We start from the raw sequence: 24,818 nt of genomic DNA on the forward strand, positions 1-24,818 counted from the left end.
GCTCACCCTGACTGCGGCGGCGTCGTGGAGGTGACGCTCGGCCGCGGCACGCGCTGCGGCATCGTGGGCATGGTCGGCATCGTCCACGTCGGCCGCGGCTTCGCGGACGAAGACGGCTTCGAGGAAGTCGCTCCAGAGGAAGACGGACCGGCGGAAGGCGGCGGAGCGCTGGACGTCACCCCGGCCTGAGCGGCCACAGTGGACGGTGGAGCCGAGGTCGGTTTCGCGTCCGGCAGCACGGGCACGGTTCCGGTGCGGTACGCGGTCGCGATCGCCATGACCAGCCGGACGTACTCGTCGGAGTGGTTGTAGCGGTGCACGGCCCGCGCGGCGGCGGCGTCGTCACGCAGGTCGCCGCCCGCACAGAGGTAGCGGGCCGAGGCGAGCGCGGCGTCGAAGATGTTGTCGGGGTCGGTTTTGCGGTCGCCGTTGCCGTCGGCGCCCCAGCGGCGCCAGGTGGACGGGATGAACTGCATGGGGCCGACGGCCCGGTCGAACACAGGGTCGCCGTCGAGCGTGCCGCCGTCGCTGTCGCGAATGGTGGCGACGCCAGGCCGGCCGTCGAGCTGGATGCCGCGGATGACGGGCTGCGTGCTGCCGTCGGTGTGCAGGCGGGCGCCGCCGAAGCGGCCGTGGTTGGACTCGACGCGGCCGATGGCGGCGAGCACCGACCAGTTGATCAGACAGGCCTTGCCCGAGGCGTCGCGGTAGGCCTGCAGCGCGGTCTGCGGGATGCCGCCGGTCACGACCGCGGAGACGGGTACGGCGGCGGCCGCCGGAACCAGCTCACGCCACGGAGGTTGTTGCACCACAACGGGTCCGTCGATGACCGACACCCGCTCCGCGGTGTGCAAGCTCGCCAGCCCCACCACCGACGCGGGCGCCGGGAAAGCCAGCACACTCGCGACCGCGAGCGCCGCCCAGGCACGCCTCAAGATCACCACTCAGGTGACCATAGCCAAAGATCGTCTCACCACGCGGCGCGACAGCCACCCGATCACCGGATCGGATGGCCGGCACCGCTGTGGGTCAACTCGCCGGTAGCTCCGAGCGTGACAGTGTCGCCGCGTTCCCTGCAAATTGCCGAAGCCGCGGTTGGCCAGCGGTTGTTCACATCACCGAAATCATGGGAGCGATTTCTTCGACACACTTCCGTACGCCGCGCACCGCCGGCCGGAGCATGACGATCATGCGGGGACCTCGTGCCGGACAAGATCCGCGCGTGGCCGGGACACGTCGTGAATTCCTGACGACCCATTCCCAATGCACGTATTGCCCCAAACTGGTGATACGACGAACCGGGTCGAGTTACGCGATCCCGGCGATGTCTTGGATGGTTCTTGGTAATGTGGCGTGGCTGCGATGGCCGAGTCCTGGAGCTGCCATGGGCGAAGCGAACCCCGACGGACGAAGCATGCAGTCTTCTGTTCAGAACACCGTGCACAACAGCTCAGGTCCCGCACTGCAGATCGGCACGATCGCGGGCGATGTGGTGGTGCACGGCCGGTTCACTCCGGACGGTCTCCCCCAGCAGGTTCCACCGGCTCCCCGCGGTTTCGTCGATCGTGAGTCGATGTTGTCCTGTTTGGACAGCACATTGCTCGGAAGTTCAGCCACACCAAGGCAGATCGCGGTGATCAGCGGTCTCGCCGGTGTCGGCAAGTCCGCGGTCGTGCGGCAGTGGGCGAACCGGGCGGCCGATCACTTTCCCGGCGGTCAGCTGTATGTCGACTACGCCGCCATTCGTACCGTCTCCGGCACACCGGTCAACGACGCGCTCGCCGAATGCCTGAGCGCGCTGGGCGTGCAGCAGGAGCACATTCCCGCCACGTTGTCCGCGCGGGCGAATCTGTTCCGGACCAGGACCGCGGGCACTCCCATTCTGGTCGTGCTCGACGACGTCACCGAACCCGCACAGGTACCGCCATTCGTACCCAACTCGAATGGCAGCGTCGTACTGGTCACGAGCACCGACCGGCTGGCCGAGCTCGCGCTCGACGGCGCGCACCTGTTCACGCTCGAACCGCTCGACGACGCGAGCGGCCTGTCGCTGCTGCGGGAGCTCTGCGGGCCCGCCAGGGTGCTGGCCGAGGCGCAGACGGCGGCGAAGCTCGTGGCGTTGTGCGCGGGGCTGCCGGTGGCGTTGCGCGTCGTCGCCGCGCGGCTGATGTCACGACCGCAGTTGTCGATCGCCCGGCTGGCCGACGAGCTCGTGGACGAACGCACGCGGCTCGCCGCCTTCTCACTGCGAGGTGAACCACTGGTGTCCGCGGTGTTCGACAACGCCTACCGCAATCTCCCGCCGGGAGCCGCCGAGCTGTACCGCCGCCTCGGGATGGCGCCGGTGCGCACGATTCACGCCGAGATCGCCGCGGTGGTGCTCGACCGCCCGCGGCCGGAGGCCGCGCGGCTGCTCGAGTCGCTCGTCGACGCCTCGCTCGTGGAAGAGTTGCCCGGCAACGGTTTCGCCTTCCACGATCTGGTGCGGCTGCACGCCCGGCATCGGGCGGAGGTGGAAGACCCCGCCGCGGAGCAGGAATCGGCGCTGGAGCGGATCCGCGACCATTATCTGCGCAAGACCGCGCTCGCCGACCGCGCGGTGATGGGCCGGCGCATGCGCATCGCAGATCCGGCACCTCTCCTTGCGGGCCAACCGGATCCGTTCACCGGTGAGCACGGCCGGGCCGCCGCGCTGGACTGGCTGAGCGAGGAACGCGGCAACCTGCTGGAGGTGCTCACCGCGATGGCCGGCCGTGGCTGGGACGACGCGGTGTGGCGGCTGTCCGAGGCGATGCTCGCGTTGTACCTCAACCGCCGGTTCCTCGACGACTGGATCGAGGCGGCCGAGGTCGGCGCGGATTCGGCGGCACGGGTGGGCAACGCGGCGGCCGAGGCGCGCCTGCGCAGCGTGGTGTCCCGTGCCTACACCGAACTGGGTGAGCTCGACCGGGCCCGCGAGAACCTGGATCGGGCCCTGGTGCTCGCCGAGCAGTCGGGCGATCCGGTGCTGATCGCGTCGGTGTGGGAGTTCATCGGCCGATTTCGGGACCGCGTCGATCCGGGTGGTTCCCGAGAGGCCTATCAACAGGCGATAGAACGCAACATCGAGGCGGGTGAGGAAAGAGGCGTGGCTTTGGCCACGTACTTCCTGGGCTGCGCGATCAGCTCGCACGGCGATCAGCGGGAGGCATTGGAAATCCTCCAACGCGCCCAGCGGCTGTTGCTCGCGGTGAATGACGAGCGCATGGCCGGTCGCGGGTCGATCAGCCTCGGGGTGGCGCATTTCCGCCACGGTGACGCGGAGGCGGCAAGACGCGAGCTGGAACGGGCGGTCCGGGTTTTCACCAAGTCGAAAGCGTCCTATTACGAGGCCGAGGCCAGGGAAGCGCTCGCCACAGTCGCCGAGCACGAGGGTGACCTGGACTCGGCGCGCGAGAACCTGGTGCGGGTGCTGGACATCCGCCGGGCCAGCGGTGCCCCGGACGTCGAGGGCCTAGTGGCCCACCTGCAGCGGCTGGACGCCTAGTGGCGTGGCTCGCAACGTTGCCGTGGGAATTCGCGGTCAGATGGACGCATCGTGGTGCCGGCCCCGCGTCCTCATCCTGGTTGGCTGTGGGCGTGGGGCCGGTGCCGCGAGGCGTCCCGCTGAGCGTGAATTCACCGCCAACGTTGCGAGTCACGCCACTAGCTCAGACCAGCGCGGAGCTGCGCCGGACCGTCATGACGGCGTCCGCGGCGCTCGTGTGCACGGCGATCCGGCCGGTCAGCTCTTTTTCGGCGACGAGCAGCAGGTAGCAGGCGAAGGCCGACACGGCGACCGGCAGGTCGCTCGTCACGCGGAACCGCTCGCCGCCGCGCACGAGGATCTCGCAGCCGCCCTCGCACGCGACCGCGATGATGCGGCTGTTGGGGGACTTCTCGGTAGCCAGGAACCGCAGGCGGTCGGCCGTCGCGCTGTCCGCAACGGACGCGGGATCCACCAACACGGCGGCGTTGTGGTACTGCGTGAGGTGGCGTTCACCGAGCTCGACGACGAGCCGGCCGCCAGGGTGCCGGTTCTTGTCGCGAAAGGCATCGGGGTAGGTGTCCACCCGGACCTCACGGTCGCCGACGACTTCGCCGTACGCGCGCAGCGAGTGCACCCTACCGCTGTCCGGGGCAGGGACCGGGGCGGCGTGAACGGACAGTTCGCTGTCCGGAACGGGCCGCCCCGCCTTCTCGTAGCACAACGCGCGCAACAGCGGAGCGGCCTGACCGGGCCGCGCGATCATCCGCTCGACCAGGGCGGCCGCCCTGGTGTGGTCGTGCCCGGCGATCTCGTCCTCGATCTGCCGCCGCAGGTCGCCCGCCGGGTCGATGTGGCGGGCAGTGCGGCCCAACTCGGCCATCACGGTGCCGGGCACGACCTGGTCGCTGAACCCGGCCAGCAGCAGCGGCTTGTCGAGCATCGCGGCGTACAGGCTCGTGGATCCGTTGTCGCCGATGAACAGGTCGGAGGCGATCACGGCGCCGTGCCAGCCCTCGGCCGGCCCGATCAGCATGAGGCCGGACTCCAGGTGCGGCTTCAGCCACCGGCGAATGTTGTCCTCGCCTTCCCAAGACCACACACCGGGGTGCAAGAAAATGGCCAGTCGATACAACTCACAGGGCAGTTCTCCAAGCAACCGACCGATCAATTCGAACTGCTTGCCGAACAACGACTTCTTACTCCACGTCGAGCCGATCGCGATCAAGCGCTGGTGATCGGAGACGCGCAGCGCCGCCCGATAGGCCGGGCGTTCACCCCGGCTGTCGAGCAGCAGGTCGAAGCTGCTGTCACCGACAAGCGCGGTCTTGCCGACGATCTCCTCGGTGATCTCCGCGAGCTGTCGCTCCTGATCCGGATGGGTCAGCCCCTGCGTGACGTGCCCCAGGCGCAGCACGTACGGGCACACCAGGCCGGACAACCTCGGTTCTCCGGTCTCCGCGTCCGGCACGTACTTGTGGAAGCCGAGGCCGTGCGGCACGACGATGACGGGCTTCGACCTGAAGGCCGCCAGGTCGACCCGCTCGCTGGTGGTGATGACCAGGTCGCAGTAGCCCTGTTTCGCCTGATCCAGCGTGATCATGCTGATCTTCTTACTGATGAACCATTCCCTGACCCCATGCGAGAGGCGCGAGCCGTTGCAGTAGACCCACACGAGCTTCACGCCGGAGTCGCCGTCGAAGATCCGCAGCGCTTCCTCGAGCCTGATGGCGGAGACGAGGGTCCGAACGAGACAGAAGATCACCAACGCACCGCCGCGGGTTTCCCAGCGGTGCGCATCCTCCGCGGCCGGCCCGAGATCGGGCCGCTCAGGGGCCAAGGCGTTCACCGGTCGCGCGAGCTATCCGGCCGCTCAACGCGGCCGGTGACCGGTGAACGAGGCCTCGCGATGCCGGTGTGAGCTCCCGCGCGACCCCGTTGCCGAGCCGACATGACCGTGTTCTGGATCTGGTTGTCCACAGCATCGTGTCAGCCCGCCTTCGTGGGTCGCGATTCCTGAGCCCACGAACAGCGTACTTCAATTCGAAGCCAGTGGAAGTTCAGCTTGCGGGTTTCTCAGCTCGGCTTGAAGTCCACCATGAGCGCATAACCGAGAGCGCCCTGGACGCCGGCCAGCATGCCCAGGTCGGACTGCTTGATCGTCGTCGGGGCCGGATGGCTGAACATGCCCTCGAGCGCGTTCTGCTGGAAGGTCTGCGTCGCGGGACCGATGACGAGATCACCGGCGCGCCCCAGCTCACCACCGACCACGATGAGCTCCGGGTTCACGATATTGGACACCCTGGCCAGCGCGAGGCCGATGTTGCGCGCGGCGTCCTCGACGATCCGGCGGCACACGCGGTCGCCGGTCTTGGCCCGCTCGATCAGGTTCTCCAGGCTGCTCGGCAGGTCGACGCGGTACCCGGCGTAGGCCAGCCGGACCTGCTCGACGAGCCGCGCCCCGCCGACGAGCGTCTCCAGACAGCCCCGGCTGCCGCAGCGGCAGACGACGCCCAGCGGGTCCATGGTGAGGTGGCCGATCTCGCCGGCGAGGCCGTGCCGGCCGCGGATGATGTAGTCGCCGATGATGAGCCCCGCGCCGATGCCCGCGGACGACTTGACGAAGAGCAGCACCTCCACGTCGCGCCCCAGGCCGTAGAGGTGCTCACCGTAGGCGGCGAAGTTGCACTCGTTGTCCGGGATCACCGGCACACGGGGGAACTCGTGCGCGAACCACTCTTTGGGGTGCCCCTTGAGGTCCCAGTCCTGCGAGGACGCCACCTGGGAGATCTCCGCGTTGCGCGGGTCGATCGCGGCTGGGATGCCGAGCCCGATCGACACGATGTGCTCGTCACCGAGGCCGGTCTGGGCGACCAGGTCCTTGATCATGCTCACGCATTCGCGAAGCCAGGTGTCGAGCCCCTGAGCAGCGCCGAAGTTCACGACACTGTGCACCATGTCCTCGGAGTCGACCCGCCGGACCGCCACGGTGAGCCGGTCGTGCCCGACCTCCACGCCGACGGCCACGCCTCGGACGGACCCGATGCGGATGCGTTTGCCCCGCTCGCCCTCCCCGCCGTCGACCCGGAACACGCGCTGCTCTTCGAGCTCCTGCACGACGCCGGACACGGTGCCCTGCGACAGCTCCGTGCGCCGGGCGATCTGCACCTGGGTCGCGGGCTGGGCCATGACAGCACGGATGACCTTGCGCTTGTTGCCCTCACGGATCGAGTCCGATCTCGTGCTCAGCAACTCGCGCGCGTCATGCACCTTGCCGCCCTGTGAAGTCATCAGCACCCCATCCAGTGTAGAACTTGGCTTCAAGTTGAAGCAACACGGGTGTCAAGATCATGACACATGGCAGGCTTCCATCCCTTCTCAATCCCGAATTCGAAGGCCCGCTTATGGTGAGCTACCTTCTCCCGTTCCGCAAAATGGCGAGCCCCGTCCCCCACTCGGTCCCTTACAGATCCTGGCGACCGCCCCTTAGGCTTGTGCACCTAGAGTCACCTGACCAAGACTCTCCGAATTGCCATAAGGGGGGCGAATGGCCACAACCAGGGACGATGAAGGTTTCCGAGAGGCCGTCGAAGGCGTACCACAAATTGTTGACTACGAGCCACCGGCCGTGTTCGACGCCGGAAAAGTGTCCGCGGTGACTCATGGCAACAGCAGCGGGAGCAACGACGCGAACGGACGGGGCCACGGCTGATCGGTGGAACTACGCCCGGTCCGCGGGGACACCGGGAGAGCACCTGGTGGTCCGCGGGTGACGGGAGTCGCCGCGTCGAACGACCGGGCCACACCACTGTCCTGATCGGACAGTGTCTGGCGACCGATGAGCAGGTGCGTCGCGCGGAGGGCGACCTCGGACGGCTGATGTCCTTTCCCGGCGCGTATTCCGCGGTGCTGGTCGACGAGACCGGCGAAGTGACGCTCGTGGCGGATGCCGCCGCCCAGTTCCCGCTGTTCGTGTCGGCGACAGGGCAGCATGTCGTGTTCGGCTCCGAAGCCCGTGCCGTGGCGGGACGAACAGCCGCCGAGCCCGATCTCGTCGCGCTGGCGGCCCAGGTCGTCGCGTTGTTCGTCGACCGGACCGCGTTCAGCGGTGTACACCAGCTCGAACCAGGGTCGGCACTGCGCATGGGAGCCCACGGGACAACGCGCCTCACCGTGACATCGCTGGCGGCCGACGCCGGGAAAACGCTCGGCGAGTGCGCGGACGAGCTGAGGGAATGCCTGGTCACGGCAATCGAGGCACGATCCACCACGAGCGCGGCCCTGTCGTCGGACTTCAGCGGCGGCCTCGATTCCACCTCACTCGCCTTCCTGGCGACCCGGCACGCGGACCCACTGCCCGTGGTCACCTTCGCGCAGGCGGACGCGCCCGTCGACGACGACCTGCGGCACGCCCAGCGTTACGCGACGCTCGACGCGCGACTGCGGCACCACGTGGTCACCGGCGGACCGGAGCATCTTCCTTACCGCGACTGGCTTTCCGGTGCCGATCAGCCGCACTCGAGCCGGCTCGCGATGGGACCGACCGGTCTGCAAACGTCCACAGTGGCCTCGTTGGGGTGCGACACGCACTTCGTCGGTGAGGGTGGCGACCTCGTGCTCGGGGCACCGCTGGGCTACTTCATCGACCTCGCGCGACGGGGTGAGCTGACCACGTTGTGGCGGCACTGCACGGCGTGGGGACGGCTGCGGCACCGATCACCGCTCTCGCTGTTCACGAGATCGGTACGGCTCGCGAGCACGAGCCGGAGACGAAGCCTCCTGATGCTCGCCCGGCAGCTCGGACACGGTGCGTTCGCCCGGTCGTGGGAGGAACACAACATCACGCCCTGGGGCGGCCCGATGTGCGACTGGCTCGCGCCACCGGCACGGGAGGCGCTCGCCGAGCACCTGGTCGTTCTGGCCGGTGAAGCGGACGACGGCATGGACGCGGGTGACCGGGCGACGATGTCCCAGCTGAAGTCGGCGGGCGGAACCCAGCAGGCGGTGCGCGAGACCGGGGCACGGCACGGCGTGACCGTGCACGCGCCCTTCCTCGACGCGCGGGTCGTCCGGACCTGTCTGAGTCTGGCGGCGTGGCGCCGGTGCGATCCGGCCGGTCCCAAGCCGTTGCTGCGCAAGGCCTTGTCGGGTCTGGTGCCCGAGGTGGTGTTGTCCAGGCGCACGAAGGGTGATTACACCGGCGCCGCGCATCTGGGCGTCCGGCGGAACATGCCCGCGCTGAGGAAACTGATGGAGAACCCCGTGAGTGCCGAACTTGGCCTGATCGAGCCGAGGCGCGTCCGGGAGGCGTTGACCCTGGCGGCACGCGGGATAGAGACGCCGTGGGCGTCGCTGAACCAGGTGCTCGCCATCGAACTGTGGCTGCGCGAGGTGATGGGGCGTGCGTGACTTCGTGGTTCCGCCGACCGTGCACGTGACGCTCGACGAGCACGGGGGCATGGTCGTTCTCAACACCCACACCGGACGATGGCACGTGCTCAACCGCACGGGTGGCGTCGCCTTCGAGGAGCTCAGGCGCACCGGCGACCTGGAATGCGCGCTGTCGGCGCTCGAAGAGAGGTTTCCGTCCGTCCTCGCCGGCGAGATCCGCGCGGACGTCGACCGTCTGGTCACCGCGCTCGTGGAGCGTGATCTGCTGCGGCTGGCCCGGCACGCCGGTGGGGTACCGATCGCGCTGACCGAATCCGCGTCGCCGGCGATCACCTGGCGCAGCCGGGTGGTCACGATGTTGTGCCTGTTCGCCGCTGTGGTGCTGCTGCGACTGCCGTTGCGGGTGCCGATCGCGCTGGTCCGGCGGCTGAAGGCCCGCAAGGTGGTCCGGCCCGCCTCCGTCGCCGAGGGTATCGCCGTGCTCGACGCGGTACACGCGGTGAGCCGCGGGTTTCCCGGTCGCGTGGCGTGCATGGAGCTCTCGCTCACCGCGGTGCTGGTCGCCGCCGTCGAGGGACGTGCGCTCGACTGGTGTTTCGGGCACTCCAGCGACCCGGTCACGTTCCACTCGTGGGTCGAGACCGAGGGCACCCCCGTGCGGCACCCCGACGACGAGCCGGTCACCCCCACTTACCGGCGCGTTCTGGCCGTCTGAGTCCTCCGATGAGTCCCGACTGATTGCTTCCAAATCAGTCTTGACCTGCGCAAGTCCGGTTGTAATCATCGGATCTCTCCGCCGCCGCCCCCGACGAAGAGAGCGACCGGTCATGCGACTGAGACTCTGCATTGCGATCGTCATCGCGCTGATGGTCAGTCTGGTCAGCCCACCCGTGCAGGCGGAGGTGCAGCATCCCCGGCAGGCGTGGATGCGCGCGTCGACGGCCGGGCTGTTCCTGCACTGGGGCATGTTCACCGCGCCCAAGCACCTGAACTGCGCCGAGTGGGAACGCGACGTGACGGGCGGCGGGTGGAATCCGGACTACTGGGTGGACGAGACGCGCAAGCTCGGCGCGTCCTACCTCGTGCTCGCCACGTTCCACAGCCGGCTGGGGTACGCGCGGCCGTGGCCGTCGAAGATCCCCGGCAGCTGCGCCACGCAGCGCGACCTGCTCGGCGAGCTGGTGAAGGCGGGCAAGGCCAAGGGCGTCAACGTCATCCTCTACATGACCGACGACCCGCAGTGGCACGCCGAGCAGGGCGTCGAGATGCTCGACTCGGCCGCGTACTCCGCGTACAAAGGCAAGCAGGTCGACCTCACCACACGCGACGGGTTCGGGCAGTACAGCTACGACCTGTTCTTCGAGGTGATGGACAAGTACGCGGACCTGGCCGGGTTCTGGATCGACAACGACAACGAGTACTGGGAGAAGAACCGGCTCTACGAACAGATCCGCGAGAAGCGGCCCACGTGGTTGTTGAGCAACAACAACGAGGACACGCCGATCATGGACACGGTCAGCAACGAGCAGAAGACCGGCATGACGCCGAACTACGACTACCCGCAGGCCGCGTTCACGCCGATGCCGCGGCTGACCGAGGCGTGCTACAAGCTGCCCAACACGGGCGACTGGTGGTACGACGGCGGCAACCACCAGGTCGACACGCGGCTCAACGTCGGCCGGTACATCACCAACGCGGGCTCGTCGATGAAGTCGCTGATGGCCGAGACGCCCATGGTGAACGGCAAGATGCCCGCGCAGCAGGAGGAGTTCAACAACTTCATGGCGGGCTGGCTGGCGCCGATCCGCAAGTCGTTGTACGGCACCGAGGGCGGCGGCTACATGTACGGCGGCATGCAGCCCGGCTTCTGGAACGACGGCGCCCACGGCGTGATCACCGTCGAGCCCGGCGCGAAGCGGCAGTACGTGCACGTCGTGACGCGGCCGCGCACGGACCAGGTCCGGTTGCGGGACAACGGGTATCGCGCGTACCGGGTCACCGACGTGCGGACCGGTGAACGGTTGAAGTTCACCCAGTCCGGCGGATACCTGACCATTCTCGGGATCAAGAACTGGGACCAGTACGACACGGTGTTCCAAGTGGACACTCTCGGCCAGCAGTTCTACTACGACGACGTTCGCGCCACGGCCTCGTCTTCGAAGGACGGCTTCCCCGCGTCGAACCTGACCGACGGCAGCTTCGAGAAGTACTGGGACGCCAACGGAAAGCAGCCGGTGTCGATCACGCTGGACCTCGGCCGCCGGCGGGAGGCCTCCTACCTCGCCGTGAACCAGCGGGAGCAGTCGCCGACGCACGCGCGCGTGTCGTTCGGGCGGCCCGAGGACTCCGCGCGCATCAAGGACTACAAGGTCTACTCGTCCAACGACGGGCGACGGTGGGACCTCGTACGCAGTGGTGCGATGCCGAGCAACCGCGGCACGCAGTTCATCGAGGTCGGCGTGCACGCCCGGTACCTCAAGCTCGAGGTGCTCAACACGTGGGCCGGGCCGCAGGCGCCACGGTTCTCCGGGCAGCTGGCGATCGACGAGATCAAGGTGGCGCACGGCTACCAGCGCTCGTATGGCACGTCGCTGCCGCTGGAGGCCGAGCACGCGGCGTTGTCCGGGTGGGTGCACCGCGAGTGGTGTGACGCCTGCTCCGGCGGTTTCGAGGTGACCGGGCAGGGTGCGGTGACGTTCAAGGACGTCACGGTCGCCGCGGACGGCGACTACCGGCTCGAGCTGGACGGTTCCGGCACCGCGTCGTTGAGCGTCAACGGTTCCGCTGCTAGTGAAGTCACGTTGGGCAGCGCGGTCGTGGTGCCGTTGAAGGCGGGCGCCAACACGGTGAAGGTGTCGGGGCGGGTGTCCTTGGACCGGATCGCGGTGGCGCCGCTGCCGCCGGAGTCCTACACGCCGAAGACCACGCTGACCGTCCAGCCCCATGGCGTGCAATGGGTCGGGCCTGGGCAGCAGTCGGTCAAGGTCACCGCGAAGCTGCGGCTCGACGTCGACGACCAGATCGACCAGGTGTCCCTCGTTCCGTCGGTGCCCGCCGGGTGGACGGTGTCCGGTGCACCGGCGACGGCCGCGTCCATGCGGCTGGGGCAGGAGCTGAGCGGGTCGTGGACGCTGACCTCGCCCGCCGGCGCGGACGTCGGCTCTGTGGTGTCGCCGGTGACGGCGTCGTTCAAGATCCTGGGCCGGGCCAAGCAGGCGGTCTCGAACGTGCCGATCCAGACGAGGCCGGCGAACGTCGTGTTCCGGCGTGAGGCCGAGGATTCGGTCAACAAGATCGGCAACTCCGGTCTGACCGGCTGCGGCCAGTGCTCGGGCGCCGAGAAGGTGCGCAACATCGGTGGCGCGCCGGACCAGTTCGTGCTGTTCGAGAACGTGACCGTGCCGTCGGCCGGTCAGTACTCGATGGACATCGTGTACACGGTCAACGGGCCGCGGTCGTACTTCGTGTCGGTCAACGGCGGCGCACCCGTCGAGGTGAAGACCAACGGTCAGGGCAACAACACGCCCTACACCACGACGATTCCGGTGACGTTGAACGCGGGCGCCAACACGATCAAGTTCTTCAACGACGAGTCGGGAGCGCCGGACCTGGACCGGATCTCCCTCAGCTGATCGGTACCACCGTTAAGGCCACCTTTGCTGCGTCTGACGCAGCAAAGGTGGCCTTAACGGCACTACGGGAGGGTCCAGCGCTGGTTGGCGCCGCCGTTGCAGTCCCAGATGATCAGTTGGGTACCGTTGGTGGTGTTGAAGCCGGGCACGTCGAGACAACGGCCCGACTGCGGGTTGACCAGCGCCCCACCGGACGCCGACCACTTCTGGTGGGCGAGCCCGTTGCACGTGTAGAGCTGCACCACGGACCCGTTGGCCGACCCACCGCCGTAGATGTCCAGGCACTTGCCGAACGCCTGCAGCGTGCCGTCCGGCGCGACGGTCCAGTTCTGGGCGGCGGTGTCGTTGCAGTCCCAGATCTGCACGCGGGTGCCGTCGGCGTTGCTGCCGCCGTTGACGTCCAGGCACTTCCCCGCCAGACCGGAAGCCACCGGACCGGACCGCACCGGGGAACCGGCTCGCTGGTGCAGGCTGAAGGTGGCGATCGCCGGGGCCGCGCGGGAACCGGTGATCCGCAGCCGCACCCGTGAGGTGGTCACCGGCGCCGGGAGCCGCACCAGCTTCTTGTAGCCGACCGTGGTGTCCGTGGCGACCTGCACCCACGTGGCGCCGTTCCAGCGGTCGACCGCGAACGACTGCGTGCGCATGCCGACGGCCATGTCCTCCTGGACGTTGATCACGTTAAAGGTTCGGGCAGAACCGAGATCCAGTGTCAGCGAACCCGTTGTGCCCGCGAGCTTCCACGACGTGTCGGCATTGCCGTCGACCGCCGAACCCGGCGAGGTACCGGAATCCGTCGACGCCGACGCACCGCGGGCCGAGTCGACGGCGAACGTCGACGAGATGGTGTTGCCGAACGTGGTCAGCGCGTCGATCGTCGGCTGGTCCAGCAGCCCGCGCCGGTCGGGGCCGACGTTGAGCAGCAGCTGACAGTTGCGCCCCACCGACGTGTAGTAGGTGTCCTCCAGCTGCGCCGGCGACTTGATCGACGTGTACGGGTAGAACCAGCCGTCCGGGTAGATCGACGCGTCGCACTCCGCGGGCGTCCAGCGCAGCACGCTCCACTTGCTGGTGCCGTCGGACTTCCGTTGCGCCAGAACGGAATCCCCGCCGATGTCGGCAGCGCGCTCGTCCTCGGGTTCGAGGAACCGGTCGGCGGCGGTCGAGGCGTCACCGATCAGCGGGATCGGCGACCACTCGCTCTGGCGGCCGACGCCGTCCTCGTTGCCGACCCACCGGTTGTCGATGTCCTGGAACATCACGGCGTTCGGCTGCAATGTGCGGACGATGCGGATGAAGTCCGTGTAGTTGTACGGGTTGTCCTTGCCGGTCGGGTTGGCGCCGTCCCACCACACCTCGTCGATCGTGCCGTACCGGGTGAGCAGCTCGTACAGGTTGTTCATGAAGTACTGGTTGTAGTCGTCGGCCGACACCGTGAACCTCTGCCCGCCCACGACGTCGGCCGGGTCGGACGGGATGGTCCGCGACGTGAAGGCGCTGCCGTTGGCGTAGCGGCCGCCCGGCTGAGCCTCGTGCAGGTCGGACGGCGAGATGTACACGCCGACCTTCAACCCCTGCGCGCGCAGGGCGTTGGAGAACTCCCGCACCACGTCACCCTGACCGCCGCGCCACGAGCTGGAGGCCACGCCGAACGACGAATAGCGTGACGGGAACAGCAGGAACCCGTCGTGGTGCTTCACGGTCAGGATCACCAGCTTGAACCCGGCGTTCTTCAACGCCGTGGCCCACTGCGCGGTGTCCAGCTGGTTGGGCTGGAAGTCGTTCGGGTTCTCGGTGCCGGTGCCGTGCTCCCGCCCGGTGTAGGTGTTGATTCCGAAGTGGACGAACGCGGTCAGCTCCAGCCGCTGCCACGCCAGCTGGCGCGGTGACGGCGTGACGGACGCGGCCTTCGCCCTGATCTGCGCGGGTGTGTCCGACGGGGAGATCCCGACGACCGGGGAGGCGGCTGTCACGTCCGCCGCCGCTGTGCCCCCTCCCAACAACACCAGGACGAGCGCCAGAACTCTTATCGCAGCTCCCATTGCTGGTTCGCACCTCCGTTGGACGGCCACTGGATGACCGGTGCGTTCTCGGCGGTCGAAGCACCGGAGACGTCGGCGAGCATGCCGCTGTGCCGGTTTGTCAGCGTGTTACCGCTGAAAGTCCACTGCTGGTTCGCGCCGGGATTCACCGTCCACTGCACGAGCTGCGTGCCCTGCGTGGTGGAGAAGCCCGGCACATCGAGGGCCCTGCCGGTGCCCACGTTGACCAGCTGCACGTACCCGCCGGACTGGACGAGCCGCCAGCGCTGGTTCGCCGAACCGGAATCGGTCTGCTGGACGATCACGGCACCCTCGTCGGCCGAGACCGGCGCGAGCAGCTTGCCGCTGTTGCGGTTCACCAGCCGGTAGGTGGCCGCGGTTCCCGGCGTGATCGACAGGTTGTCGAACTGCGGGGTGCGCCAGCGGGTCCCGATGTCGCCCTCCCCCACGCCGACGGCGATCCCGGCCGGCCCGACCCCGTAGGTGCCGTCCGAGGCCGATCCCAGCGTCACGCCGTCCACGACCGCGGTCAGCGAGGCGCCCTCCAGGCGCAACGCCACGGTGTGCCACGTGTTGACGCCCAGCGCGGCCCGCGTGCCCGACGCGAGGACGGCCATGCCGCCGCCGGTGTCGCCGCGCAGGATCTGCCAGCCACCGGACTGCGACACCTTCAGGTAGTAGGCGTTGATCTGGCCGACCTGCCAGTAGTCGCGGGCGCCGAACCGGCCGAGCACGGCCACCGATCCCCCGGACTGCTCGAACATCGCGTCCGTCTGCACGGTGTAGTTGGCCATGCTGTTGTCGCCGATCACCGCGTACGCCGGGCTCTGGTGCGGGTGCCACGGGATCGGCGCGACCGGCGCCATCTGCCGCACGCACAGCCCACCACGCCCGCCGCCGCACGACACCGTCTCGAACGAGCCGTGCTGGTCGGCCAGGTAACGGGCCTCACGCCCGGTACCGTACGAGTCGAAGTTGTCGTTGTGCGGCAACGGGAACGCGCTGGTCGCCGGGCTCGTCGCAGTGCCCTTGCCCTGACCGGACGTCGTGCTGATCGAGTAGATCCGGCCGGGTTGCAGCGTGATCGACCACGTTCCGTTCGAAGGCGTCACGTCGGACTGCCGCACGAACCAGTCGGCGGGGTTGTTCGAGTTCAGGTCGCTCGCCCACACCCGCAGCGAGCCGGTCGACAGGCCACCCGTCACGGTCGCGGTCAACGTCTCCGCGCTGGTGGCCCGAGTAGTCTCGACAATCGTGGTGTACGACGAGCCGGACTTCAGCGTCACGTAGCTGCCGACGTTGCGATTGTTGGACAGATACCCGCTGGCGGAGTCGATGAACTGCCAGCCGGGTTGCGCGAACTGGTTCCAGTGCGCCTGCACCCACAGCGACTTGCCGTCGCTGTACTGCCCGGACCACGGCTGCGGCGCCACCATCAGCCCGGTCGTCTGGAACGGCAGGCCCGGCGGCAGCGCGGCGATCAGCGGCCAGTTCATGTACGCCGTCATCTTCGCGTCGATGTAGCCACGGTTGAGCTGCCGCGCCATCACCGGACCTCCGGCGCGGTAGTCCTGCGAGCCGTTCTCGCTGGCCCACAACGGTTTGCCGATGTTCTGCGCCTCGGCGGGCGAGTCGCAGTAGTCGCCGGTCGACTCGGACACGCCGCGGCACGGGTAGTGCGCGCCGACGACGTCGATCGCGTTGCGGAACGCCGTGTTGCTCCGCATGTCGTTGACGACATCCCAGCCGCCGTCCGCGCCGACGATCTTCACATTGCCGAACCCGTTGCTGTTCAACGCGTTGCGCAGGTTCACGAACCAGGTGGTGCTCCAGCCGTTCTCGTTCCACCCGCCGATGTAGTCGATCGTGAGCCCGTGGACGTCACGGGCACCGCGCAGGTAGTTCAGGATGTAGGTGATCATGTTGGCCGTCCACACGTCGGACGTGCCGATCCAGCCCGGCGCGGCCCAGGCGAGTGCCGCGAGCTTGATGTTCGGGTTGCGCTTCTTGGCTTCGGTCATCAGCCACCACTCGTACCCGCGCTGGTAGTTCTGGTCGTTCGCGGTGTGCATGTGGCTGGGCTCGGCGCCGTCGGTGGAGTTCGCGTCACCGCCGATCTCCACCTTCAGCAACGACAGCGCGGCGCCGTAACCGGGCTTGAAGAGGTAATCGAGGACCTGGCTTCGCTGTGGTTCGGCATAGTCGTACAACAGCTTCGTGTTGCCGCCACCGCCGCTCACCGCGCCGACGCCGTCATAGACGCGGCCGGATCCGTTCCCGCTGATCGTGATGCTCGTCGCGGCACGCGCCGGTGTCGTCACCAGCAACGCGCCCAGCAAGATCAGGACGAGCCCCATTGCTCGTTTCATGGTCACACTCCGATGAGTTGCCACTGCTGGCTGGTGCTGCCGCTGAGCGGCTGCTGCACGGCGGCGGCGCCGTTGGAAGTGTTTGCGACATCGAGTGCCTTGCCACTGTTGCGGCTGACGAACGTGTAGTAGCCGCCCGTGAGGCGGGCCTCCCACTGCTGGTTGTTACCGCCGTTGTGCGCCCACTGCACCAGCGCGACGCCGTCCGATGTGGACGCTCCCGGCACGTCGAGAACCTTGCCGCTGTGCTGGGACGTCAGCCGCGAGTAGCCGCCCGTGGTCGTGACGATCCAGCGCTGGTTGGCGTTGCCGTGGTTGTCCCACTGGATGACCGCGGCACCGTCGGAGACCGACGCGGCGCTGACGTCCAGAACACGCCCGGAAGCCCGGTTGACCAGGCGGTAGGTGCCCGACAGCGGCACGGTGACCCGCTTGATGCCGCGCAGCACGTTGCCCTCGGTCGTGAGGTAGTTGGTGGTGTAGTCGAATCGCGGCGCGGCCGCCCACATCAGGTAGTAGTACTTCATGTTCTCGGAGAACCAGTAGCCCGGCGTCGTGTCGCCCTTGGTCGTCGGCGTCGTGGTCATGTTCGTGACGACCGCGTACCCGTTGGCCACCTTGCAGTGCGCCTTCTGCCGGTCCCACAGGTCCTTGCCCCGCGTCCGGTACACCTCGTTGCCGGTCAGCAGCCACAGGAACAGCGCCGAGTCGACGTACTCGGGCCGCAGCTCGTAGCCGGTGCTGAGCGCCGCGAGGGTCTGGTAGTTCACCGACTCCGGCGGCAGCCGGTGCTGTGCGAGTACGGCGGCCCAGGACGAGTGGTAGGCCTCGCCCTGGGCCAGGTTCCCGCCCTGGGCGAGCAGGCCGGCGTAGAACGCGGTGAGCTCGGACTGGTAGCGGCTCAGCGTCGCACCGGTGTTCATGTCGACCTGGCGGAACCACAGGCGGCCGTTCACGGTCTCGGCCTGCCGCTGCAGGATCGCGTCGGTCAGCGTGCGGTACCAGCCGAGGATCTCGGTGTCGCCGAAGAACTGGTAGGCGTCCCACAGGTACTCGAAGAAGGAGTCGACCGGCGGGTCGACCTTCGACGACGAGTCGACCCAGGCGCCGGTGTCGACGTTGAGCGTGGTGCCGACGAGATTCAGGCCAGACCGTCTGTCGTACACCGCTCTGAGCGCCTTCTTGGCGGCGTTGAAGTACTTCGGGTCGCCGGTGAGCTGCGACAGCCAGCCCAGCTCGGTGATGTTGCTGCCCACCTCGGCGAGCGGTACCTGGTTGCCGCTGACCGCGCCCGTCCGCAGGTTGACGTAGCGGTACGGCGCACCTGTCGGAGATTTGGTGAACGCGGGCAGGACGCGGTCGGCGAAGTCGCGGGCCTTGGCGAGCAGCCCGGCGTCACCGGTCGCGTGGTAGCCGGACAGCAGGCCGCCGAGGATCCGGATGATCGACTCGAAGACGTGCACGCTCGCGTCGCGGTCGAAGTTCAGGTTGCTGTCGCACCAGCTCACGCTGGCGGCGAGCTCACCGTCGAGCTCCATCAGGTACAGCGTGTCGAGCGACTCGACGATGGTCAGGCCGAGCGAGGCGCCACCGATGAAGAAGTCGGAACCCGTGCCGCTCAACGGCTTCAGCTCGTCGCGGCCCCAGGTGAGGCGCCGGTACGCGGTCCACGCGGTCAGGAATTCCTGGCGGACATCGTTGGCGAGGACGGGATCGCCGGGCCCGAGGGCCGCGTGCGCGGATCCGGTGTTCGCGGCCAGTCCGGCGCCGCCAGCAGCAAGGACGCCACCGAGTCGCAGCAGGGTTCGACGCGACAGCACCGCCATCAGGGACCTCCAGGAAAGGCGTTGGCGGACAACGTTGTCCAATCTGGAGGCGGGGGTGCGGGCGGTCAACGCTCCGCCCGCACCCTGTCCGGTGCCACTCTGAAATTGTCCTTCGCAGCCCAGTCGGATCGGCCGATCGGCGCCGAATGGTCCGCTGTCCGCGTGTTCTACGGTGTTACGTTTCGGGCGTGTAGCGGTACATCAGCACCCGGCCCAGCGCGTCCTCCTCCCGGAAGACCACGTGCTCCCCGCTGGGCAGCCGCGTCGCGGTGATGCCGGTGACGGCGATGTCCACGAAGCCCGCCGCCTTCGAGACCTCGGGTCCCGCGTACAGGGAGCCACGGTAGACACCGTTGGTGGTGTTGTAGGTGCGGACCCTGCCCTGCGGGACGCCCGCGGGAGTCGCCTGGTCGGCCACGTAGACGCGGTTGCCCGCGATGGCGAGGCCGTACGGGATGCAGAAGTCCTGCTTGTAGTTGTCCGCCCAGCACCGCGTGTACCCCATGTCGACCGACCACGTCAGCTTGCGCTGCGGCGTGGAGAAGGAGTCGTAGCGGGCCAGGATGTACTTCGGTGACGCAGTGGGCGAGGCCTGCGGGCCGAGCGCGCCGTACAGGTACAGCGTGTCGGTCGCCCGGTCGTACTGGACCTGGAGGATCCGGTCGACCGGCGCGTCCGTGAGCTCGGTCAGCTGCCCGTTGCCGTACTTCGGGTTGTTCGCCGCGTCGAAGCCGACCAGCGGGAAGTGGTGCACGTACTTGGGGTTGAGGCCACCGCCCCAGATGTCACCGTGGTCGTCGATCGACTGCGCGTACGAGATGTACTGGACGTTGCCCTCCATCTCGGTGATCTCACCGGCGTCGACCTTGCAGTTCGCGTTGGTGTCGACCCACTTCTGCCTGACGCCAGGTGTGCTCGGCGTGCCGTCCGGCCACGGGTTGACGCCCTCGGAGAACAGCACGGACGGCCGGACGTTGTCGCCGTCGAACCGGTAGATCCCGAGGTTGTAGAAGGTGTTGCCGAGGGGCCGGGCGAACAGGTACTTCCGCTCGACGCCGTCGGCGCCCTTGAGATACCGCAGCGCGACGGACTGGGTCTGGAACGTCTTGCCGCTGCCGGGCATCGGCGTACGCGGGTCCTGCGGGCAGGTCGCCCGGTTCACGGTCAGCCTCGTGCGCTCCGGTGCCCACTCGGCGCCGGGCGTGGTCGTGTTGTAGTCGAGCTTGTAGTGGTGGAACGCCGAGTACACGTCGCCGGGGTTGCGCGGGTCGGGTACCACGGTGTCCATGAAGATGTAGTTGACCACCTTGGCCCGCAACGTCTTCTGCGGTGAGAACAGCCGGATGTCGGTCCAGCCGTACGTGCCGCGACCGTTGGCGGCCACGAACACGTTGCCCTGGGCGTCCACGCCCACACCGGTCAGGTTGTCGAACCGGTCGTCACCGTAGAACCCGTTGGCGCCGACGAGTCCGCCCGCCTGACCGAGCTTGTCGACCAGCACGCGGTTGGCGTAGATCCGGACCTGCTGCGGGCCGTTGTCCGCGATGTAGAGCTTCGTGTCGTTGACCGCGATCGCGACCGGATCGGTGCCCGTGTCGGTGATCGCGGCGCCCTTGGTCATCGCACCGGTGTACTGCACCTGATACTCCTGCACCACCTTGTTCTGCAACACGAACAACGTGCTGGTGGAGTGGCGGAACGCGACGGCGGTCGGGTTCACCGTCGAGTACTTGGTCACGAGCGTCATGCGTTCCCGCTCGTAGACGTAGATCGCGTTCTCCTCGGGCCGCGTCACGAAGACGAACCCCAGCCCGGTCGCCAGCCCGCCCGGCTTGCCACTCAGCTTGCGGCCCGCCGTCCACCCTGACGCGACCGGGTCGCCGCCCGGGAAGTCCGACATCGGGATGGTGCCGTCGGTGTACGGGTTCGGGTGCGGCCCGTCCCCTCGTTGGAACCGCACCAGCACCTGGGTGTCGATGCCGTCCTTGTGCTGGGTGAAGTCGGCGTAGAAGTACTTGTCGTCACCGGAGACGACGGTACCTCCGTCGCCCTGCCGATAGAGCCGCGTGACCGGCCGCAGCAGGGCGCCGTCCTGCTGGTAGACACCGGCTTCCCGGCCGCTCTCGTCGTACACCGAGTTCGTGTAGACGCGGCCTTCGGCCGACTGTGGATCCACGAAGACGGACTTCACCCGTGTCTGCACCCAGCGCCGCTTGCCGGGCCACGTGGAGCCGTCGGTGTAGGCCGCGTCCTCGGGTGTCAGCGTCTCGCCGAGCCACGAGGTTCTTTGCCGCAACACCGGTTCCGCGGTCGCGGTGGCCGGTGTGAACAGTGGAATGACGAGCAATGCCGCCAGTACGAGTTTCATCGTTCCCCCCGATCTCCAGTTCGAGGGGAACGATGTCAGCGACTCGCCAGGTTGTGGAGCGTTGGGACCACTGAGCGGATCAGATCTTCTCCCACAGGGCCGGGACGTTCGGCGGTTCCCAGCCGGTCAGCGAGGTGTGCGCCTGCCGGCACCGGTAGGCGACCCCGTTGTAGGTCACCTGGGCGCCGACGGCGTACCACGTGTTCGGCTGCCAGGTGCCGCCACCCGGAGGCGTCGTAGTGGTCGTTGTCGTGGTGGTAGTCGTTGTGGTCGTTGAGGTTGTCGTCGATGTCGGTGGCGTGCCGCCGCCGCGCGGCTGGTCGGCCGTGATCGCGTAGGTCGTGCCGCCGAAAGCGAAGGTGAAGTTCGACGGCGTGGCGATCGGCATGTAGTAGTTGATCGCGATGTCGACGCTCGCGCCCGGCGCCAGCGACTGCCAGCTCGGCAGCGTGACGGCGACATGCTGGAAGTCGCCGCGCAGGCCGCCCACGTTGTTGCCGCTGTGGCCGCGGCTGGTGACGGCGAGCCCGAAGCCGGACTGGTCGGTCATGCTGCCCGGCGCGCTGGTGCCGTAGTCGAACTCGATGCGCGTGCCGCCGGGGATGGTGGTCGTCGAGTTGTTGGTGAACCGCAGCTTCGGGTTGATCGGGTAGTTGTTGTCGCCCAACGCGAAGCCGGACACGCTGACGCCGACGTTGAGCACGGTGGCCGGCATCGTGCGGCCCGCCTTGGTGTTGCCGTAGGGCGCGGCGGAGGCGAACGTGTCGCTGATCTTGTTGACCAGCGTGTTGCCCATGAACCACTGGTTCCTGGCGCTGTCGAAGGCGTAGTCGCCGGCGAGCTCCCAGATCATGATGCCGCCGATGCCCTTGCTGGAGACGTAGCTCGCCTTGGCCGCGATCGACACGTCGTCCTCAGTGGACAGATACACCTTCTTGTCGTTGTTCCACAGCCACGGCGTGACCATCGTGCTGTTGTAGTTGCGCGTGTAGGTTCCCGTGAGGCGGTCGGTCGGGTCGTTGACCGGGTCGAGGCCGTACTTGGCCAGGTAGTCACCGGTGATCTTGTTCTCGAGGTTCTTGGCGTGCCACATGGGGTTCACGCCGGACGGCACCTCCTTGCCGTTGAGCATGTCGTGCCACAGGTTGTCGATGCCGATCGCACCGTTGCCGCACGGCACGGTCGACCCGACGTTGCCCCCGGTGCCCGGCGGGCACTGCGCCTGGTTGGGCAGCGCCGCGGTGCCCCACAGGCCGTTCGTGCCACCGTTCACGCCCTGCCAGCCGCGCGTGTAGAAGCCGACGCCGATGTTGATCCGGCCGGCGGGCATGGCGCCGCGGAAGTAGTGGTAGGCCCAGTCGGTGTTGAGGTAGCCCTGCCCGTCGTACTGCGGCGTCGTGTACACCTGCCAGTGCGCGAGCTCGGAGTCCTGGCCGTTGTCGTAGAGCGCGGCGTTCGGGCCGACGAAGTGGTTCCACGCTCCGTGCAGGTCGTAGCTCATCACGTTGACGTAGTCGAGGTAGCGCGTGACGCCGTAGACCTCCTGGCCCCGCAGCAGCCAGCCCGACGCCGGTACGGCCGCGGTCAGGAGGTAGTGCTTGCCGTCGGCGGCACCGGCCCGGTCGAGGCGGTCTCTTAGTGTCCGCATCAGGTTCTCGTAGCCCTGCCACAGGTTCCCGCGGTTGGCGTTGGAGATCCAGAAGTCGTCGGGGTTGCCCGCGTAGTTGTTGGACGTCGCGTACTCGTAGTCGATGTCCGCGCCGTTGAACCCGTACGTGCGCAGGAACGCGACGACCGAGTCGGCGAACGTGTCGATCGCCGACTGGCTCTGCGCCAGCTTGTAGAACCCGCCCGTAGCGTTGCGCGTGCCGTCCGGGTTGAGGATGCCGCCCGTTTCAGCCCAGCCGCCGACGGAGACCAGCGTCTTCACGTTCGGGTACTGCTTCTTGTACTTGGTGAGCAGGTTGAAGTGGCCCTTGTAGCTCAGGCTTGGATCCATCTCGGCGCCCGGCACGCCCGGCCACTCCATGCCGGTGCTCGCGTTGTTCGCGCCCGCGGGGCCGACCGAGATCTTGTTGTCCGTGCCGATGTGCGCGAACGCGTAGTTGAGGTGCGTGACCTTGGTCCACGGGATCTGGCTCGGCAGGTACGCGGGGGTGCCGTCCTTGCCGGTGCGCCAGCTGGTGAAGTAGCCGATCACCCGTCGGGTCTTGCCGGTGCCGAGGAGCTCACGGCCCGCGGTGTCGTAGGCCGTGCAGTACGGGACGTCCACGCCCGGTGTCCGGTAGAGGCCGTCCGGGCGGCAGTCCTCATGGCCGGCGGCCTGGCTGGTGGCGGGGTTCAGCGCGACGACCACGAGTCCGACCAGGGTGGCCAGCGCGGCGAGCAGGGGGAGGAGTTTTCTTCGCACGCCAAAACCTCCTGCAGGGAGGCGGCCTGGGGAACTCCAGGTTCCGGTCCCTTTCCCGGTCCTGTCAATAGGTATAGACCAATAGGGGTAGAGCTCGATACGGCGAGGCGCAGTAGCCGGTCGCGTGGCAAGCTGGCGGGCATGAGCCGGGTCAACGACGTCGGCGGCCAGCAGGGGTTCGGGCCCGTCGGCCAGGAGCTCGACGAGCCGCCCTTCCATGCCGACTGGGAGGCGCATGTGTTCGCCATGAACCGCGCGCTGATCGCCCGTGGCGTCTACAACCTCGACGAGTTCCGCGACGCGGTCGAACGGCTGGATCCGCGGGAGTACCTGCGGTCGGGCTACTACGAGAACTGGTTCCGCGCGATCTGCACCCTGCTCGTGGAGAAGGGGGTGGCGACGGAGGATGCGCTTCAGCCCCGGTGACCGCGTGCGCACCCGGCACACGGATCCGCCGCACCACACGCGGCTCCCCCGCTACGCCCGCGGGGCGGCCGGAACCGTCCTGCACGACGAGGGCGAGCACCCGCTGGCCGACGACCGGTCCCGCGGGATGCACCCGGTTCCCCAGCCGGTGTACGCCGTGCGGTTCGAGGCGCGGGAGCTCTTCGGCGCGGGCGAACACACGGTGACGCTGTCCTTGTGGGAGGACTACCTTGAGCCACTCTGACGCGAGCATCGCCGCGCGGGTGCGGCACGTCGAGGCGCTGCTGGAAGAACGCGGGCTCGTGGACGCGCAGGAGCTTGACCGCGCGCTGGAGGCGTTCCTGGCGAACGCGAAACCCGCGAACGGCAAACGGATCGTGGCGCGGGCGTGGGCCGACACCGGCTTCAAGGCCAGGCTGCTGGAGAACGCCAATACCGCCATCGAGGAGATCGGGCTGTCCATGGGCGGCGGGTTGCAGCAGCAGACGCTCAAGGTCGTGGAGAACACCCCGGAAGTCCACAACGTGATCGTGTGCACGCTGTGCTCGTGCTACCCGATCGCGCTGCTCGGGCCGTCACCGGCCTGGTACAAGAGCCCGGCCTACCGGTCCAGGGTCGTGCGTGATCCGCGCGGTGTGCTCGCCGAGTTCGGGTTCGACCCCGAGGGCGAGATCGCGGTGTGGGACGCCAGCGCCGAGACCCGGTACCTGGTGCTGCCCCGCAGGCCGGCCGCCACCGAAGGCTGGGACGAGCAGCGGCTGGCGGAGGCCGTGACGCGCAACGGTCTCATCGGGACCGCGCCGGTGTAGGGAGCGGACGGGGAGCGCTTCGGTAGCGGGGTGCGCTGTC

General features: G+C 68.1%; 16 protein-coding genes. 8 read left to right on the top strand and 8 right to left on the bottom strand.

All coding sequences use genetic code 11. From position 1 onward, the window contains the following. Positions 1 to 2 precede the first annotated feature (2 nt). On the bottom strand, positions 3 to 944 hold the full coding sequence (locus tag QSK35_RS06005) for a lytic transglycosylase domain-containing protein (RefSeq protein WP_285743057.1): 942 nt from the start codon (positions 942 to 944) through the stop codon (positions 3 to 5). Positions 945 to 1,414: 470 nt separating this feature from the next. Between QSK35_RS06005 and QSK35_RS06010 the strand changes: the two genes are divergently transcribed. Next, positions 1,415 to 3,526: a tetratricopeptide repeat protein gene (locus QSK35_RS06010; protein WP_285743059.1), complete on the top strand. Its 2,112-nt coding sequence runs from the start codon at positions 1,415 to 1,417 to the stop codon at positions 3,524 to 3,526. 163 nt (positions 3,527 to 3,689) lie between these two features. Here QSK35_RS06010 and QSK35_RS06015 read toward each other — a convergent pair whose 3' ends face one another. Together QSK35_RS06015 and QSK35_RS06020 are read right to left on the bottom strand one after the other, a co-directional pair. After that, positions 3,690 to 5,345, bottom strand: a complete 1,656-nt coding sequence (locus QSK35_RS06015) for a hypothetical protein (protein WP_285743060.1) — start codon at positions 5,343 to 5,345, stop codon at positions 3,690 to 3,692. Between the two features lie 236 nt (positions 5,346 to 5,581). Continuing rightward, on the bottom strand, positions 5,582 to 6,796 hold the full coding sequence (locus QSK35_RS06020; RefSeq protein WP_285743601.1) for an ROK family transcriptional regulator: 1,215 nt from the start codon (positions 6,794 to 6,796) through the stop codon (positions 5,582 to 5,584). Positions 6,797 to 7,052: 256 nt separating this feature from the next. Here QSK35_RS06020 and QSK35_RS42665 point away from each other — a divergent pair, with 256 nt between their 5' ends. The 4 genes from QSK35_RS42665 (at position 7,053) to QSK35_RS06035 (ending at position 12,528) form a co-directional block, all read left to right on the top strand. Further along, positions 7,053 to 7,217, top strand: coding sequence for a lasso RiPP family leader peptide-containing protein (locus QSK35_RS42665; protein ID WP_352243312.1), 165 nt, complete (start codon positions 7,053 to 7,055; stop codon positions 7,215 to 7,217). Continuing rightward, positions 7,217 to 8,914, top strand: coding sequence for an albusnodin/ikarugamycin family macrolactam cyclase (locus tag QSK35_RS06025; RefSeq protein WP_285743603.1), 1,698 nt, complete (start codon positions 7,217 to 7,219; stop codon positions 8,912 to 8,914). The genes QSK35_RS42665 and QSK35_RS06025 overlap by 1 nt, the downstream gene beginning before the upstream one ends. After that, entirely contained in the window at positions 8,907 to 9,611 is a 705-nt protein-coding gene (locus QSK35_RS06030) for a lasso peptide biosynthesis B2 protein (protein ID WP_285743062.1), read from the top strand. The genes QSK35_RS06025 and QSK35_RS06030 overlap by 8 nt, the downstream gene beginning before the upstream one ends. A 112-nt stretch (positions 9,612 to 9,723) precedes the next feature. Next, positions 9,724 to 12,528 (top strand): alpha-L-fucosidase, encoded by a 2,805-nt coding sequence (locus QSK35_RS06035; protein WP_285743063.1) that lies wholly within the window; start codon positions 9,724 to 9,726, stop codon positions 12,526 to 12,528. 62 nt (positions 12,529 to 12,590) lie between these two features. Here the strand turns inward: QSK35_RS06035 and QSK35_RS06040 are convergent, their stop codons facing one another. The 5 genes from QSK35_RS06040 to QSK35_RS06060 form a co-directional block, all read right to left on the bottom strand. Continuing rightward, positions 12,591 to 14,501 carry an alpha-L-fucosidase gene (locus tag QSK35_RS06040; RefSeq protein ID WP_285743066.1) on the bottom strand — a complete coding sequence of 637 codons (1,911 nt, stop codon included), beginning with the start codon at positions 14,499 to 14,501 and terminating at the stop codon, positions 12,591 to 12,593. Between the two features lie 53 nt (positions 14,502 to 14,554). Continuing rightward, complete coding sequence (locus QSK35_RS06045) at positions 14,555 to 16,939, bottom strand: RICIN domain-containing protein (RefSeq protein ID WP_285743068.1); 2,385 nt, start codon at positions 16,937 to 16,939, stop codon at positions 14,555 to 14,557. Between the two features lie 2 nt (positions 16,940 to 16,941). Further along, positions 16,942 to 18,765, bottom strand: a complete 1,824-nt coding sequence (locus QSK35_RS06050) for a glycoside hydrolase family 47 protein (protein WP_285743070.1) — start codon at positions 18,763 to 18,765, stop codon at positions 16,942 to 16,944. A gap of 175 nt (positions 18,766 to 18,940) precedes the next feature. Then, complete coding sequence (locus QSK35_RS06055; RefSeq protein WP_285743072.1) at positions 18,941 to 21,133, bottom strand: NHL repeat-containing protein; 2,193 nt, start codon at positions 21,131 to 21,133, stop codon at positions 18,941 to 18,943. Positions 21,134 to 21,212: 79 nt separating this feature from the next. After that, positions 21,213 to 23,543, bottom strand: a complete 2,331-nt coding sequence (locus QSK35_RS06060) for a chitinase C-terminal domain-containing protein (protein WP_285743074.1) — start codon at positions 23,541 to 23,543, stop codon at positions 21,213 to 21,215. A 141-nt stretch (positions 23,544 to 23,684) separates the two neighbouring features. On the opposite strand from QSK35_RS06060, the gene QSK35_RS42670 reads away from it, so the two are divergent. Genes QSK35_RS42670 through QSK35_RS06070 form a run of 3 tightly spaced genes read left to right on the top strand, consistent with a single transcriptional unit; the run spans position 23,685 to position 24,778 of the window. Next, positions 23,685 to 23,969, top strand: a complete 285-nt coding sequence (locus QSK35_RS42670) for a hypothetical protein (protein WP_352243316.1) — start codon at positions 23,685 to 23,687, stop codon at positions 23,967 to 23,969. After that, positions 23,950 to 24,213, top strand: coding sequence for an SH3-like domain-containing protein (locus QSK35_RS42675; RefSeq protein WP_352243318.1), 264 nt, complete (start codon positions 23,950 to 23,952; stop codon positions 24,211 to 24,213). Before QSK35_RS42670 ends, QSK35_RS42675 begins: the two co-directional genes overlap by 20 nt. Further along, positions 24,200 to 24,778: a nitrile hydratase subunit alpha gene (locus QSK35_RS06070; protein WP_285743075.1), complete on the top strand. Its 579-nt coding sequence runs from the start codon at positions 24,200 to 24,202 to the stop codon at positions 24,776 to 24,778. The genes QSK35_RS42675 and QSK35_RS06070 overlap by 14 nt, the downstream gene beginning before the upstream one ends. Positions 24,779 to 24,818: the final 40 nt, after the last annotated feature.

The organism is Lentzea sp. NBRC 105346 (genome assembly GCF_030269605.1).
Taxonomy (GTDB): domain Bacteria; phylum Actinomycetota; class Actinomycetes; order Mycobacteriales; family Pseudonocardiaceae; genus Lentzea.